General features: G+C 68.7%; 13 protein-coding genes. 3 read left to right on the top strand and 10 right to left on the bottom strand.

Annotation, left to right across the window (positions count from 1 at the left end):
• Window positions 1-13: 13 nt before the first annotated feature.
• The 3 genes from GHC57_RS02260 to GHC57_RS02250 all read right to left on the bottom strand — a co-directional run bounded on the left by GHC57_RS02260 (window position 14) and on the right by GHC57_RS02250 (window position 4,750).
• Window positions 14-2,116 carry a cache domain-containing protein gene (locus GHC57_RS02260; protein WP_153340725.1) on the bottom strand — a complete coding sequence of 701 codons (2,103 nt, stop codon included), beginning with the start codon at window positions 2,114-2,116 and terminating at the stop codon, window positions 14-16.
• A 91-nt stretch (window positions 2,117-2,207) separates the two neighbouring features.
• Window positions 2,208-3,884 (bottom strand): thiamine pyrophosphate-binding protein, encoded by a 1,677-nt coding sequence (locus GHC57_RS02255; protein WP_153340723.1) that lies wholly within the window; start codon window positions 3,882-3,884, stop codon window positions 2,208-2,210.
• 131 nt (window positions 3,885-4,015) lie between these two features.
• Complete coding sequence (locus tag GHC57_RS02250; protein ID WP_153340721.1) at window positions 4,016-4,750, bottom strand: aspartate/glutamate racemase family protein; 735 nt, start codon at window positions 4,748-4,750, stop codon at window positions 4,016-4,018.
• 243 nt (window positions 4,751-4,993) lie between these two features.
• Between GHC57_RS02250 and GHC57_RS02245 the strand changes: the two genes are divergently transcribed.
• From GHC57_RS02245 to GHC57_RS02235, 3 genes are all read left to right on the top strand, one after another.
• Window positions 4,994-6,001, top strand: coding sequence for a TRAP transporter substrate-binding protein (locus tag GHC57_RS02245; RefSeq protein WP_153340719.1), 1,008 nt, complete (start codon window positions 4,994-4,996; stop codon window positions 5,999-6,001).
• 167 nt (window positions 6,002-6,168) lie between these two features.
• The gene (locus tag GHC57_RS02240; protein ID WP_153340717.1) at window positions 6,169-6,702 is read left to right on the top strand and encodes a TRAP transporter small permease; all 534 of its coding nucleotides are present in this window, start codon (window positions 6,169-6,171) and stop codon (window positions 6,700-6,702) included.
• Window positions 6,702-7,994 carry a TRAP transporter large permease gene (locus GHC57_RS02235; protein WP_153340715.1) on the top strand — a complete coding sequence of 431 codons (1,293 nt, stop codon included), beginning with the start codon at window positions 6,702-6,704 and terminating at the stop codon, window positions 7,992-7,994. The genes GHC57_RS02240 and GHC57_RS02235 overlap by 1 nt, the downstream gene beginning before the upstream one ends.
• Before the next feature lie 310 nt (window positions 7,995-8,304).
• Here the strand turns inward: GHC57_RS02235 and GHC57_RS02230 are convergent, their stop codons facing one another.
• The 7 genes from GHC57_RS02230 to rpoZ all read right to left on the bottom strand — a co-directional run bounded on the left by GHC57_RS02230 (window position 8,305) and on the right by rpoZ (window position 15,484).
• Window positions 8,305-8,943, bottom strand: a complete 639-nt coding sequence (locus tag GHC57_RS02230) for a hypothetical protein (RefSeq protein WP_153340713.1) — start codon at window positions 8,941-8,943, stop codon at window positions 8,305-8,307.
• Window positions 8,944-9,258: 315 nt separating this feature from the next.
• Window positions 9,259-10,230, bottom strand: coding sequence for a GTPase Era (gene era, locus GHC57_RS02225; protein ID WP_153340711.1), 972 nt, complete (start codon window positions 10,228-10,230; stop codon window positions 9,259-9,261).
• Window positions 10,227-10,931 (bottom strand): ribonuclease III, encoded by a 705-nt coding sequence (gene rnc / locus GHC57_RS02220; RefSeq protein WP_153340709.1) that lies wholly within the window; start codon window positions 10,929-10,931, stop codon window positions 10,227-10,229. The genes era and rnc overlap by 4 nt, the downstream gene beginning before the upstream one ends.
• A 13-nt stretch (window positions 10,932-10,944) precedes the next feature.
• Window positions 10,945-11,682 carry a signal peptidase I gene (gene lepB, locus GHC57_RS02215; RefSeq protein WP_153340707.1) on the bottom strand — a complete coding sequence of 246 codons (738 nt, stop codon included), beginning with the start codon at window positions 11,680-11,682 and terminating at the stop codon, window positions 10,945-10,947.
• 97 nt (window positions 11,683-11,779) lie between these two features.
• The gene (locus GHC57_RS02210; RefSeq protein ID WP_153340705.1) at window positions 11,780-12,565 is read right to left on the bottom strand and encodes a pyridoxine 5'-phosphate synthase; all 786 of its coding nucleotides are present in this window, start codon (window positions 12,563-12,565) and stop codon (window positions 11,780-11,782) included.
• 84 nt (window positions 12,566-12,649) lie between these two features.
• Window positions 12,650-14,806: a RelA/SpoT family protein gene (locus GHC57_RS02205; RefSeq protein WP_153340703.1), complete on the bottom strand. Its 2,157-nt coding sequence runs from the start codon at window positions 14,804-14,806 to the stop codon at window positions 12,650-12,652.
• A 234-nt stretch (window positions 14,807-15,040) separates the two neighbouring features.
• Window positions 15,041-15,484, bottom strand: a complete 444-nt coding sequence (gene rpoZ, locus GHC57_RS02200) for a DNA-directed RNA polymerase subunit omega (RefSeq protein ID WP_153340700.1) — start codon at window positions 15,482-15,484, stop codon at window positions 15,041-15,043.
• Between the last annotated feature and the right edge of the window lie 48 nt (window positions 15,485-15,532).

Below are 15,532 nucleotides of genomic sequence, written 5' to 3'. Positions count from 1 at the left end.
CCCCTGGCTGGGGTCACCGGGCCGGGGCGGTCTCGCGGGCAGAGTCGGCGCCGTCGGGCGACGCTTCCGTGCCGTCGGTCAGGGGCAGCGCAACGTGGAACGTGGTGCCGCGCCCCTGCTCGGAATCCAGCCAGATCCGGCCGCCGTGGCTTTCGCAGATGTTCTGGCAGATGCTCAGCCCGACACCCGTGCCCGGGTAGCGGTGGGCGGCGTGCAGCCGCTGGAAGATTTGGAAGATGCGGGCGTGGAACGCCGGATCGATGCCCAGGCCGTTGTCGGCCACATCCACCACCGCCTCGCCGTCGCGGATGCCGCCGCGCACCCGGATGTCCGGCGTGCGGTCGGGGTTGCGGTACTTGATGGCGTTTTCAAGCAGGTTCTGGAACAGGCTGATGAGCATGGGCCGCCGCCCGCGCACGGTCGGCAGGGCCGAGGCGATCTGCACCCGGGCATCGGTTTCGCGGATGCTGGCGGTCAGGTTCTGCACCGCCTGGGCGCAGACCTCGTTCAGGTCCACGGCCTCGAACGGGGTGGCGGACCGCTTGATGCGCGAATACTCCAGCAGGTCGCCGATCATGTCGTGCATCCGCTGGGCGCCCTCGGTGACGAAGTCGATGAAGGTGTCCGCGTCGGCATCCAACTGCCCGTGATAGCGCCGCCGCAACAGGCCCACATAGCTGGAGACGATGCGCAGCGGCTCCCGCAGATCATGGGACGCCACATAGGCGAACCGCTCCAGTTCGGCGTTGGAGCGCTCCAGTTTGCGGGACTGTTGCTCAAGGGCCCGTTCGGCGGCGTCGCGGCGCTCCACCATGCCGTGGATGGCGATGGCGAGGCGGTGGGATTCGGCGTGGCGCAGCGCATCGGCCTGCAGCCGGTCCGGATTGCGCCCGTCCTCGGCCAGGGCGGCTTCCAGGCGCGCGAAGTCGCGGCCCACCCGGCGCGCGCTGCGCAGGGCGATCCAGGAGCTGGCGGCGGCCAGCAGGGCGACGAGCAGACTACCCAGGACCAGACTGCGCAGGGCGTCGGACCGGATCTCGCGGCGCACATCGGCAATGGTGGCGTTGATGTCGTCGATGGAGACGCCGGCGCCCACGTACCACTCCCACTCCGGCACCGGCAGCACGTAGCTCAGCCGCTCGGACCTGGGATAGCCTTCCTGCAGGTTGGGACGGACATAGCGCACGAAGCCGCCGCCGGCGCGAGCCGCGCCCACCAGTTCCTGCACGACCTTGACGCCGTTGGGGTCCGTGACCGCCCACATGTCGCGGCCCCTGGCGGGCTCGATCAGGCTGATTCCGTCCCAGGTGCCGGCGAAGATGTAGCCATCGTCGCCGAACCGCATGGCTTCAAGCTGGGCCAGGGTCTCGGCCTTCACCGTGGCGGTCATGTCCTCCAGGTAGTCGCCGACGGCGATGCCGAGGTTCAGGGGTTCGAACAGCACGCCATAGGCGATCTTGGCGTGGTTTTTCCCAGGGCGATTCGGGTGCTCCCAGACATAATTGTAGAATCCCTCTCCGTGCTCCCGAAGGTAATCGATCAAGGAGGGGACGATCGGGCGACCTTCCAGGTCACGCACGACGCGGAGGTCCGTGCCTTCCAGGTCCGGACTGTCGGCATGCAGGATGGTTTCGCCGGTATCCATGATAAAGGCATAGTAATAGCCGCGCCCGCCATCGAACCGGATCGGGCGCAACGTCTCCCGAATCTGCTCCAGGACCTGGCGGCGCGTCGCGTCCTCGGGCCGTGTTTCCCAGATGTGGCGGGCGATGGCCTGGGCGCGCTGGCCACGCTCGCGCAGCACCTGGCGGGCGCGGGCGTTGACGGTTCGGCGCTGATGGTCCGCCCCGTTGACGGCGGTTTCGACCAGGGCGCGGATGTAGGTGCGCCGCTCTTCGAGGAGGGTTTCGGCGCGGTACGCCGCCTCCTCGGTCATGGTCTGGTAGACGCCGTAGCTCCAGTAGGCGTAAAGACCCACGAAGGCGACCGCGGACGCCGCGAACAGACGCAGCGACAAGGCGCGGACGATCCCCGGCCGCCCCCCGCGCCGGGACGGCGGCAGCGTTCCCTCGCGCACCGCGGCGCGTGCTGCGTCCTGACCAGACGGCTGGTCCATGGTGGCGCCCTTCAAAGGCGAGCCTGCTCCCCCTTTGGGCAGTCTATCCGACTGGCTGAAGCTTGCACAGGCAGGTTTCCGGCGCCGGGGCTCAGCTTCCGGCGCGGATCTGGCTCAGCGTGCGGGCCGGCGTGATCGCCTCCGGGTCCAGATGGATGTCCAGCAGCGCCGGTCCCGTGCGCGTTTCCAGATGGGCGAGCGCGCGCGCCAACGCATCCGGGAAGGCGGCGGTCTCGGTCACGGCCTCGCCGAACGCCCCATAGGCCTGCGCCAGCCGCGCGAAATCCGGATTGACCAGATCGGTGCCGGAGATCCGCCCGGGATAACTGCGCTCCTGGTGCATGCGGATGGTGCCGTAGATGCCGTTGTTGACGACCAGGATCAGGATCGGCAGGCGGTGCTGGGTCATCGTGCCCACCTCCTGCATGGTCATCTGGAAGTCGCCGTCCCCCGTGACACACACCACCAGGCGGTCCGGGTGCGACAACTGCGCGCCGAGCGCGGCCGGCAGGCCGTAGCCCATGGACCCGGAGGTGGGGGCGACCTGGGTGGCGTAGCCGCGGAAGCGGTGGAAGCGATGCACCCAGGTGGCGAAGTTGCCGGCGCCGTTGGTGATGATCGCGCTGTCCGGCAGCACGGTTTCCAGATGGCTGACGATGGGTCCCATGTGGACCGCGCCGGGGCCGGTCTCGGGCGGCGTGGACCACAGGCGGTAGGCCTGGCGGGCCGCCCGCGCCACACTCTCGTCCGGGCGCCGCAGGGGCGGGGAGACGTTCGACAGTGCGCCGCAGAAGGCGCGCGGCGTTGCGTTGATGGCCAGCGCCGGGCGGTACACCCGCCCCAGTTCCTGCGGGTCGGCGTGCACATGAACGAGGGTCTGGCGGGGGCGCGGAATGTCCAGCAGCGCATAGCCCTGCGAGGTGACGTCGCCCAGCCGGGTGCCCACGGCCAGGATCACGTCCGCCTCGCGCACCCGCTTGACCAGCGCCGGGTTGGCGCCCAGTCCCAGATCTCCGGCGTAGTTCTCGTGGCTGTGGTCGAACAGCATCTGGCGGCGGAAGGCGCAGGCGACGGGCAGGCCCCGGGATTCCGCGAACCGGGTGAAGGCGGCGACGGCGGCGGCGTCCCAGCGGCTGCCGCCGACGATGGCGAGCGGCCGCTCCGCCCCGTCCACCAGGGCGGCCATGCGAACCATGTCCTGCGCGGCCGGATGGATCTCGACCGGCGTGAAGCCCGCCGGCAGCGGCAGGTTGGTGGCGTCGTCGCGCAGCATGTCCTCGGGCAGGCCCAGCACCACCGGGCCGGGGCGTCCGGAGGCGGCGATGTGGAAGGCGCGTGAGACCATCTCCGGCACGCGCTCGGCCCGGTCGATGTCGGCCGCCCACTTGGCCGTGTCGGCGAACATGCGCGCGGTGTCGATCTCCTGGAACGCCTCGCGGTGGCGCACGTCCCGGGCGATCTGGCCCACGAACAGGACCAGCGGCGTGGAATCCTGGCTGGCCACGTGCAAGCCCGCGACCGCGTTGGATGCCCCGGGGCCGCGCGTCACGAACGCGATGCCGGGTTGGCCCGTCAGCTTGGCCTCGGCTTCGGCCGCCATCGCCGCGCCGCCCTCGTGCCGGCAGCCGATAAAGCTGATGGGGGACTCGTGAAGCGCATCCAGCACCGGCAGGAAGCTCTCGCCGGGGACGCCGTAAACCCGACGGACGCCGAGCCGGTCGAGGCAGCCCACGATCCATTCGCCGCCGGTCGCCGTGATTCGTTCCATGGGTCCGCATCCTCCGTCTTGGTCGTCGCCGGGTCTCGCGCCCGCCTGCTCATGCAGCAGCGTGTACGGTCTGTGACAGGGGGGAGTCCAGACGATAACGGACCCTGTGCGTGTCGCGGGGGCGATGACCGTCACAGGAGGTCGCGCGCCATCCACCGGACGGCGGCGGCCAGATCGAACACCGGCGCGCCGGCCTCCGCGCGGATGCGGGGCAGGAAGGGGGCGAGGTTGGTGCACTCCAGCACGACCGCGTCCAGGGTGCCGCCGGCCCGCGCGCGCAGGCGCTGGGCGGCGAGCGCGATCTCGCCCTCGGCCGTGGCGGCATCGAGGGCAGGGCGGTCCTCGGCGATGACGGCGTGGAACTCCCGTGACAGCTCCAGGCCCTCCAGCACCACGTCCGGTCCCCAGGCGCCGCCGAAGTGCGAGGCCGTCAGCGCGCGGGTGTCGAAGGTCAGGACCCCGATCCGGGCGTGCGGGCCGCACCCCGCCCGCAGCAGGGGCAGCAGCACCAGTGCGCTGGACACCACCGGCACGGACACCGCCGCGCGCAGGCGCTCCTGCATGGTGCTCAGGAAGCCGCAGCTTGTGGTGATGATGGCGGCGCCCCGGCGCTCCAGATCCCGGGCCGCGTCCAGGAGGGCGTTCGCCAGCGGCTCGGACATCAGGCCGGGCTTGACCACGGCGGCAACGCGGGCGTCGGTCACGCGGTGGTACAGCACATGGCCCTCGAAGGTGTCCGGGTGGCCCACGTCGCCGGGCAGGCGCGGGAAGTGCGTGTTCAGCATGATGACGCCGACCGGCCCGTAATCGGGGCGCGGCGCTTCGCCTGAGGCGGCACGGGGCGAGGGGCGGGGATCATCGGCCATGGCACACCACCGGAGCAAAAAACCTTGGTGGGGCCGAGGCCCCGTGCAGGGGCGCCACCCTGCGCCGAACCCCACCCCGGAGCAAGGATTTCGTGCCCGTCAAACGCCCGTCCCCCGCGCGGAGGCTTTGACCGGACCGGGAATGCTCGCTAACACTTGAAGGCCCAAAGCCGACCGGCCCGTTCGGTCGGCGCCGCACCGCTCCGGAAAGGCGGGCTCGACACCAAGGGGAGTTTCACGACCATGCCTCATGCGACCACCAGCCGGCGGAGCCTGTTCCGGGCCGCCACCTTCGGCGCCGCCGCCGCCCTGACCCTCGGGCTGGGCGCCCCGGCCGCCCAGGCCGAGACCTGGGACATGCCGATGGCCTATGCGGCCTCCAACTACCACTCGGAGAACAACACCGCCTTTGCCGAGGCCGTCACCGAGCGCACCGGCGGCGCCCTGGAGATCAAGACCCATGCCGGCGGCTCGCTGGTGCCCGGCGGCGAGATCTTCGGCGCCGTGCGTCGTGGCATCGCCCCCATCGGCGAGCGGCTGATGTCGGCCCTCGGCAACGAGCACCCGATCTTCGAGATCGACGCCGTGCCGTTCCTCGCCACCAGCTTCGAGGACGCCCGCAAGCTGTACGAGGCCAGCAAGCCGGCCACGGAAGAGGTGCTGGCCGACAAGGGCCTGAAGCTGCTCTATGCGGTGCCCTGGCCGCCGCAGGGGCTGTACGCGGTCAAGCCGATCGAGAGCATCTCCGACATGGAGGGCCTGAAGTTCCGCGCCTACAACCCGGCAACGTCGCAGTTGGCCGAGATGATGGGGGCCATCCCCACCAGCATCGAAACCGCCGAGCTGTCGCAGGCGTTCGCCACCGGGGTTGCCGAAAGCATGATCTCGTCCGGATCCACCGGCTATGACCGCAAGATCTGGGAGTTCGTGGACTACTGGTACGACGTCCAGGCCTGGCTGCCCAAGAACATGGTGATCGTCAACCAGGACGCCTGGGACGCCCTGGACGAGGAGACCCAGGCCATCGTTCTGGACGAGGCCGCCAAGGCCGAGGCCGCCGGCTGGGAAGAGGCGCAGCGCCTCGCCGACTGGTACAAGGAACAGCTCGCCGCCAATGGTATGACGGTCGCTCCGCCCTCGGACACGTTGAAGAGCGAGTTCCAGGACTTGGGGGCGAAGATGACCGAGGACTGGACGGAGCGTGCCGGCGAAATGGGCGCGGAGGTCCTGGAGTCCTATGAGTCCATGTAATACTGATCGGCGATGAATCGGACTCGTCCGTTTTATCGCCTCCGCCGCTTCGCGGCGCCGGCCCAGTCGGGCCGGTATAAGACGGATCGGACCGGGCGGGCGGGCGTGTGCCGCCCGTCCGGTCTCGGTTTTCAGTGCAGGCGCATCGCCGGTTCGAGGGTCCCCGCATGACTGACCTGTTCATGGGCCTGGCCAGGGGCCTGGACCGCTTCTATCTCGCCTGCGGGGTGGTCGCCGCCCTGATGCTGGTGACCCTGACCGGACTCATCCTGGCCAGCATCGTCTCGCGCCTGCTGGGGGTCTACCTGGGCGGCGTGAACGAGTTCGCCGGCTATGCGATGGCGGCGGGCTCGTTCTTCGGCATGCCCTACGCCTTCCGTGCCGGGGCGCATATCCGCGTCAGCCTGCTGATCTCCAATCTGTCGGGCGCGGTGCGCTGGGGCTTCGAGCTGTGGGCGCGCGGCATCATCGCGCTCGCGGCCGGCTATCTGGCGTTCTACTTCGTGCGTCTGAGCTACATCTCCCATGACTTCGGCGACATCAGCCAAGGCGCCGACGCCATGCCGCTGTGGATCCCGCAGGCCGTGATGGCCGCCGGCGCGGTCTGTTTCGCGATCTCGACCGTGGATTCCTTCATCCGGGCCATCGTGGAGGGGCAGGACTGCCTGACCGCGCCCGAAGCCGACGGAGGGCGCGAGTGATGGCCGAAGGTGTGCTGATCGCGATGTTCGTGCTCTCGCTGTTTCTGCTGCTGGGCTCCGGCGTATGGGTGGGGGCGAGCCTGCTGGTCTGCGCCTGGATCGGCATGGAGCTGTTCACCACCCGCCCCACGGGCGATTCCATGGCGATGATCCTGTGGGGATCGCAGTCGTCCTGGACGCTGACCGCGTTGCCCATGTTCATCTGGATGGGCGAGATCCTGTTCCGCTCGCGCCTGTCCGAGGTGCTGTTCAAGGGCCTGACGCCCTGGCTGGGGCGGCTGCCCGGCGGTCTTCTGCATGTGAATGTCGCCGGCTGCGCCATCTTCGCGGCCATTTCCGGCTCGTCGGCCGCCACCGTGGCCACGGTCGGCAAGATGTCCATTCCCGAGTTGCGCCGCCGTCAGTACCCCGAGCGCATGGTCGTCGGCACCCTGGCGGGTGCGGGCACGCTGGGCCTTCTGATTCCGCCGTCGATCTCGCTCATCATCTACGGGGTGTCGGTGAACGAGAGCATCGCCAAGCTGTTCATCGCCGGCATTCTGCCCGGGGCCTGCCTCGCGCTGATGTTCATGACCTACGTCGCGGCCTGGGGCCTGATCTCGAAGAGTGTCAGCGCCGACATGGTGGTCCATTCCATGCGCGAGAAGATCGTGGCGCTCAAGGATCTGGCGCCGGTGCTGCTGCTGATCCTGGGCGTGATCGGCTCGATCTACACCGGGGTGGCGACCGCGACCGAAGCCGCTGTGCTGGGCGTGATCGGCTCGCTCGCGCTGTCGGGGCTGCAGGGCAGCCTGACCTGGACCACGTTCCGGGAGTCCCTGTTCGGGGCGGTGCGGACCTCGGCCATGATCGCGTTCATCCTGGCCGGCTCCACGTTCCTGTCGCTGGCGATGGGCTTCACCGGCATTCCGCGCGCGCTGGCTGAGGGCATCGGCGGGCTGAACCTGAGCCCGCTGGAACTCATCGCCATGCTGACGGTGTTCTATATCATCCTGGGCATGTTCCTGGATGGCATCTCGTCCATCGTGCTGACGATGGCGGTGATCGAGCCCCTGGTGCGTCAGGCCGGGTTCGACATGATCTGGTTCGGCATCTACCTGATGATCGTGGTGGAGATGGCCCAGATCACCCCGCCCATCGGCTTCAACCTGTTCGTCCTGCAGGGCATGACCGGCCACGATATGGGGTTCATCTCGCGGGCCAGCATCCCGATGTTCCTGATTATGTGCCTGGCCATCGTGGGGCTGGTGCTGGTGCCCGATGTCGCCCTGGTGCTGCCGAACAATATGTGAGACCGGCCGACGGAAGGGTTCATCCTTTGCGTCGGCCAGGATCGATCCCGTCGGTGGCCGGTCCAGGGCAATGGGCGCGGGTCAACATGACGGCCCGTTCCGCGCCGTCGGAGCAGGCCTCTCGAGATCCCTCGTTTCGCTTCGCTCACTCGGGATGACAGACAAAAACGATAGGATGTCATCCTGAAGCCGCGAAGCGGCTGAAGGATCTCGAGCCTGGGTCTCCGACCCGCCGGAAAGACCTGCAGAAGGCGATCACGTGACCCAGAGCCCGTTGCCCTGCGGTCGGTCGACCCAAATTCGGCCCGCCCTATAGCCGGTGGATGATGCCCCAGGTCTTGATGCTGCCCTTGGCGCCGGGCTTGTAGGGGCTGGTCTGGCCCTTGTGCTCGCCCCAGAAATCGACCGCGAAGCCGCCCTCGTCGGCCTTGTAGATGAAGGGCTTGCTGCTGCTGATTTCCTGGATGTGCACGTTGGCGTCCCAGGGGTCGCAGATGGTGGCGTAGTTGGTGCCGAAGAAGCCGCGCACCGTGTCCACGACGGCCCAGTGGGCGCCGCCGGAATCCCAGTCCACGCCGATGATGATCGGATTGACGGTCAGGGTGGGGCCGGGGGCCGCCGTCACGCCCACCAGATCGATGATCTTCTTCGAGGCCGCGGCCGCGCTCGCGTTGGTCCACGTCCATTTGCCGCACTTCAGGCTGTTGAGCACGGTCACGAGGTGCGTGGGGTGTGTGCCCACCTTCTCAGGCTGGTACTTGCCGCCCGAGGCCTTGGAGTAGGCGTCGTAGATGTCCTTGTTGACGTGGACGGCATCCACGCCCGGCTTGATCTTGTTGATCTTGAACACGCACATCAGGACACTGGCGATGCCGCAGGACATGTTGGCTTCCTGGCCGAACACGAGATGCACGTCGCCGAACCGGGTAAAACGACTGAACCAGGCCATGCGCGGTCCTCCCTTTTGAAGGGGTCGGCGGCGTCAGGCCACCGCTCGCGGCCGGCCCGCCCTGCGGTCGCGGCCACCATTGGATCGGACCGCAGGCGCGGCGCGGACCCCATTGATGGTGAGAGACGGTACGGGCATAGGACGCAGGACCCTCCCGATCCTCCGGGGCGTCCGGTCAGGGGACAGGGTGCGGATGTGCTGGAGTCTTTCCACAGAGGATGATGCGTCAGTTCCGCGCGGGCGACAAACCAAAAAACGCCGGTCGGGTATTCAATCGGGGCGCGCAAAACCTGTGACGCTGCGGCCGAGAAAGGGTCAGGCGTCGTAATCCAGGCCCCATTCCGCGTAGTGTCGCCGGTCGTCCCACAAACGATCGTGGACCTTGACGAACAGGAACAGGTGAACGGTCCGCTCCAGCAGGGTGGACATCTCCTGGCGGGCCGCCGTGCTGATGGCGCGGATGCGGCTGCCGCCCTTGCCCAGCACGATGGCGCGCTGGCTGTCCCGCTGGACGTAGATCACCTGATCGATGCGCACCGATCCGTCGGCCCGCTCCTGCCAGGACTCGCTTTCCACCAGGGCGGCGTAGGGCAACTCCTGGTGGAGTTGCCGAAAGACCTGCTCCCGGGTGATCTCCGCCGCCCACAGGCGCTGGGGCAAGTCGGAGACCTCGTCCTCCGGGAACATCCAGGGGCCGGGCAGCGCCTCGCGGGCCAGCGCGGCCAGCAGATCGCCGGTGCCGTCGGCCTTCAGCGCCGAGATCATGAACACGGTCCGGAACACGCCCTCGGCGTCCAGGGCGGCGGCCAGGGCGAGCAGCGAGTCGCGCCGGACGGTGTCGATCTTGTTCAGCGCCAGCAGGCAGTCCGTCCGGCCCTGACCCCGCAGGCCGGTGATGATGGAGCGCGTGTCGTCGTCCAGGCCGCGGTTGGCGTCCACCACCACAAGCACCTGATCCGCGTCCGCAGCACCCTCCCACGCCGCGGCGACCATGGACCGCTCCAGACGCCGCTGGGGCTTGAAAACGCCCGGGGTGTCGATGAACACGATCTGCGCCGGGCCATGCAGGGCGACACCGCGCACGCGGGTGCGGGTCGTCTGCACCTTGGGGCTGACGATGCTGACCTTGGTCCCGACCAGGGTGTTGACCAGCGTGGACTTGCCGGCGTTGGGCGCGCCCATGACGGCGACGAAGCCGCACCGGCTGTCGCCGTCCCGCGCCTCCCCGGCGGGCAGGTCGGGGGCGGTCTCCTGGTCGCGGTCGGGGTCGCGGTCGGTGTCGGTCATTCGGGGGGCAGTCTTTCCATCAGCAGGGCGGCGGCGCGCTGTTCCGCCTGTCGTTTTGACGAGCCGTCGGCGCTGGCGGGCTCGTGGCCCTCCACCTTGGCGGCCACGGTGAAGGTGGGGGCGTGCGCCGGCCCGGTGGAGGAGACGGTCTCGTAGGTGGGCAGGGGCAGGCCCTGGCCCTGCGCCCATTCCTGCAGCGCGGTCTTGGCGTCCTTGGGCGGGGCCAGGTTCTCGTCCATCAGCGGCGCCCAGGTCTCGCACACGAAGCGCGCGGTGGCGTCGTAGCCGCCCTCCAGATAGAGCGCGCCCAGCACGGCCTCGCACACATCGCACAGCAAGGCCGGGTTATCGCGCCCGCCCAGGTCGGCCTCGCCCCGGGACAGCCGCATCAGCTCGGGCAGGCCCAGGTCCCGGGCCACGCGGGCCAGGGTCTCGCTGCGCACCAGCGCGGTATGTCGGCGCGCGAGAGCGCCCTCCGGCTCGGCCGGGAAGCGCTCGTAGAGCATGTGGGCGACGATCAGGCTGACCACCCGGTCGCCCAGGAACTCCAGCCGCTCGTAACTGCGCGGTCCGCCCCCGGCGCTGCCGTGGGTCAGGGCCTGTTCCAGCAGGGTCCGGTCGCGGAACTGGTGGCCCAGCCGGGCTTCCAGCGCGGCCGGATCCAGGGACGGATCGCGGGCGGGGCGACGACGGATGGCCATGGCGCCGTGCATCCTAGTCAACGGTGTTGAAGATCCGGTCGAACCGGATCGCCCAGGGCCACTTCCAGACCTCCCACAGGGCCGCTGAGCCGTCGTTGGAGAAGAAAATGATCTCCGCCCGGCCCACCAGGTTTTCGAACGGTACGAAGCCCACGTCGGCCCGGCTGTCGGCCGAGTTGTCGCGGTTGTCGCCCATCATGAAGAAGTGACCGTCGGGCACCACGAACTCGCGGGTCTGGTCGAACGGTCCGGTGTCGCGGCGATCCTCCAGGATCACATGGGTGACTCCGTTGGGCAGCGTTTCCAGATAGCGGGGCGAGCGGTGCACGTTGCCGCCCTGGTCGCGCCACACGGCGTCCTCGATCCGCTCGCGCCGCACCGGCTTGCCGTTGATGTGCAAGACGCCCTGGACCATCTGGATGCGGTCGCCGGGCAGGCCGATCACTCGCTTGATATAGTCCACCGCCGGATCGGCGGGCAGCTTGAAGACGGCCACGTCCCCACGCTCCGGCTGGGTGGCGAGGATGCGCCCCGGGAACGGCGGGAAGCTGAACGGCAGCGAGTGCTTGCTGTAGCCGTACGAGAACTTGGAGACGAACAGATAGTCCCCGATCTCCAGCGTCGGCACCATGGAGGCCGACGGAATGTTGAACGGCTCGTAGGCCACGGTCCGGATGACGATGGCAATCAGGACAGCGTAGATCACGGTCCGGATCGTTTCGCCGAACCCACCCGTTTTTTTCTTCTGCATCAAGCCGCTCGCGCACCCCTCGGAATCCAGGACGGGGCGGGGCCGCTCGCCCCGCCGGTCCGACGTGCGGGGATCAAGCCAGCCCGCCCCCGCAAAGTCAAGGTTGCCCGGCCGCCGCCAGCCCGACGGCGGGCTCCGGGCGGGCCTCGTCCATCAGGGCCCGCATGCGGCGGATGGAGGCCTCCAGGCCGACAAAGATGGCCTCGCCGATCAGGAAGTGCCCGATGTTCAGTTCGCGGATCATGGGAATGGCCGCCACGTCCCGCACGGTGTCATAGGTCAGGCCGTGGCCGGCGTGGGTCTCGATGCCGTGGTCCGCGCCCAGGCGCGCGGCCGCCTGCAGCCGCTCCAGCTCGGCCGCCCGGGCCGCGCCCATGGTGTCGCAATAGGTGCCGGTGTGCAGCTCGACCACGGGCGCGCCCAGGGCAACGGCGGCCTCGATCTGGCGCGGGTCGGGCTCGATGAACAGCGAAACGCGCACGCCCGCCTCACCCAGGGTGGAGACGAACCGGGCCAGATGCTCGCGCTGGCCGGCGGCGTCCAGGCCACCTTCGGTGGTGCGCTCCTCGCGGCGCTCCGGCACGATGCAGGCGGCGTGCGGGCGGTGGCGCAGGGCGATGTCCAGCATCTCGTCGGTGGCCGCCATCTCCAGGTTCAGCGGCAGGTCGATCTCGCGGCTCAGCCGCACGATGTCGTGATCCGAGATGTGGCGCCGGTCCTCGCGCAGGTGGGCGGTGATGCCGTCGGCGCCGGCCTCGGCCGCGATCTGGGCGGCGCGCAGGGGATCTGGCGCCAGACCGCCCCGGGCGTTCCGGATGGTGGCGACGTGGTCGATGTTGATGCCCAGGCGGAGGGAGCGGGGGCTCGGGGTGCGGCGGGTCATGCGGGACCTCATTGGGGGGGGTGGCCTTCTTGGTCTTGAGGGGACGACCCGCCCGATATGGAGCACGGCGCGTCCCAGATCAACTCACCGCTTCGCGCGCTCGACCGAGTTGACGGCGTTGGAGGCCCGCAGGGCGGCGATGATGTTGGTCAGGTGGCGGACGTCGCGGACCTCGACGTCAATAATCATGTCGAAGAAGTCCGAGGCCCGTTCGGTGATCTTCAGGTTGGTGATGTTGCCCATGTTCTTGGCGATCACCGTGGACAGCTCGGACAGGGTGCCGATCTGGTTGCTGGCGACCACGCTCAGGCGGCCGGTGTGGACGTCCACCGCCGCGTCGTCCTCCCAGCTCAGGTCGAGCCAGCGTTCCGGCGTGTCGTGGTACTGTTCCAACTGGTCGCAGTCGATGGTGTGGATCGTCACCCCGCGCCCGGTGTTGACGATGCCCACGATGCGGTCGCCGGGCAGGGGGTGGCAGCACCGGGCGTAGTGGATCGCCATGCCCGGGATCAGGCCCTTGATGGGGATCGCCGACTTGTCGGCGCTGGGGCGCGAGCGGCTCCAGCTCTTGCCGAAGGGCGGGATGACACGCGACAGCCGGGGGGCGGTCTTGATGCCGGGGTAGACGGCGAGCACGACCTCCTTGGCCGTCACGGTGCCGGCGCCCACCTCGGCGCACAGGTCCTCGACCGTGGGCGCGCGGAAGCGGTTCAGCACGCCGTCCAGGCCCTTCTCGGTGAAGGCGTAGCCGGCGCGGCCGAACTCCTTGACCAGCATCTGCCGGCCCAGGTCCTGGTACTGCTCGCGCTGGCGCATGCGCACGAAGCGGCGGATCTGGGCGCGCGCCTTGCCCGAGACGACGAAGTGTTCCCAGTCCGGCGAGGGGGTCTGGGTCTTGCTGGTGGCGATTTCCACCTGATCGCCGTTGTTCAGCACGTGGCGCAGCGGCACGAGGCGGCCGTTCACCTTCGCGCCGGCGCAGCGGTTGCCCACGTCGGTGTGGACGGCATAGGCGAAGTCCACCGGGGTGGAGCCGGCCGGCAGGTTGATGACGTCGCCCTTGGGCGTGAAGCAGAACACCTGATCCTGGTACATGGCCAGCTTGGTGTGCTCCAGGAACTCGTCCGGATTGCTGGTGTGTTCCAGGATCTCGATCAGCTCGCGCAGCCAGCGATACTGGGTGCCGTCCAGCGGCTGGCGCTGGCCCTGCTTGTAGGACCAGTGGGCAGCCACGCCCCGTTCGGCGACCTGATGCATGTCGTGGGTGCGGATCTGCACCTCGATGCGCTGGTTGCGCGGCCCCATCACGGCCGTATGGATGGACTGATAGCCGTTGGCCTTCGGTGTCGAGATGTAGTCCTTGAAGCGGTCCGGCACCATCCGGTAATGCCCATGAATGACGCCCAGGGCGCGGTAGCAGTCCTCCATGGACTCGACCAGGATGCGGAACGCCATGATGTCGGCCAACTGCTCGAATGCCACATCCTTGTCCTGCATCTTCTTCCAGATCGAGTACGCGCTTTTTTCGCGGCCGGAGATCTGCGCCTGCAGGCCCTGTTCGCCGATGACGTTGCGCAGTTCCTCCAGGATCATGGGCGCCAGCTCGCCGCCGTGCTCGCGCAGGTAGGTCAGGCGCGCCAGGATCGAATCCCGCGCTTCCGGATGGAGCTGCTTGAAGGCCAGGTCCTGCAGCTCGTCCTTGATCTCGTGCATGCCGATGCGTTCGGCGAGCGGCGCGAAGATCTCCATGGTCTCCAGTGCGATGCGCTGGCGCTTTTCGGGCTTCTTGACGAAATGCAGCGTGCGCATGTTGTGCAGCCGGTCGGCCAGCTTCACCAGCAGCACGCGGATGTCGTTGGACATGGCAAGCACGAGGCGGCGGAAGTTCTCCGCCTCGCGGGTGGTGCCGTCGCTGGCCAGCTTGATCTTGGCCAGCTTGGTGACGCCGTCCACGAGGGTGGCGACCTCGACACCGAAATTGCGCTCGACGTCCTCGATGGTGGAGACCGTGTCCTCGACCACGTCGTGCAGCAGCGCCGTGATGATGGAGGCGCTGTCGAGCTTGTAGTTGGTCAGGATGCCGGCCACTTCGACCGGGTGGGAGAAATAGGGGTCTCCGGATTCGCGCAACTGCGAGCCGTGCATCTTGACGGCGTAGACGTAGGCCTTGTTGAGAACGCCTTCGTCCGCGTTCGGGTCGTAGGCCTTGACCCGTTCCACAAGCTCGAACTGCCGCATCATGGGCCATGGCCCTCCGATGCGGCGGACGCGCAGAAACCGGCGCCCGTCGCCGGGACCCGACCGACACAGCGGCAGCGTTGCTCCGGGTGTCCGGGGCCGGAACCGCCGTGTCTGTCAGGCCCTCGGGGGCGCTCGAGTCGTGTCATCCTGTCCAGTGCCGTGCGCACCTGCGCGTCGTGAAAACCGGGGGGCGGGGAGCCGGGAGCCGCTGCGCGTCCGCGGCCCCGGGCGGGATCAGTATCCCTCCGCCGGGCCGCGCTCGTCCGTGTCGCTGTCCTCGACGGACACCGCCTGTTCGGGTGTGGCGTCTTCCGCCTCGCCGCCGTCGCCGTGCACGGTCAGGCCGTCGGCGAAGACCTCCTCGGCCTCGTTGGCCGCGTCCCGGGCGTCCGTGGAAAGCTGGCGCTGAACGGCCAGGGCGTCGAAGTCGTCCTCTTCCGGCTCGTCGGTCTCCACATGCTTCTGAAGGCCGTGGATCAGGCCTTCCGTCAACTCGTCCGGGCGGGCATGCTGCTCGGCGATCTCGCGCAGGGCGACGACCGGGTTCTTGTCGTTGTCCCGCTCGACGGACATCGGGCTGCCGGCGGTGATGTCGCGGGCGCGTTGGGCGGCCAGCAGCACCAGTTCGAAACGGTTCGGAATGCGTTCAATGCAGTCTTCGACGGTGACGCGCGCCATCGTGGTCTCCCCGAGGAAAAATCAGTTGAACCAAGCTATATAGAGTCT

Source organism: Roseospira navarrensis, from assembly GCF_009601025.1.
Taxonomy (GTDB): domain Bacteria; phylum Pseudomonadota; class Alphaproteobacteria; order Rhodospirillales; family Rhodospirillaceae; genus Rhodospira; species Rhodospira navarrensis.
The sequence above is the reverse complement of the archived record's forward strand: the minus strand, read 5'-3'. Positions and strand labels throughout refer to the sequence as shown.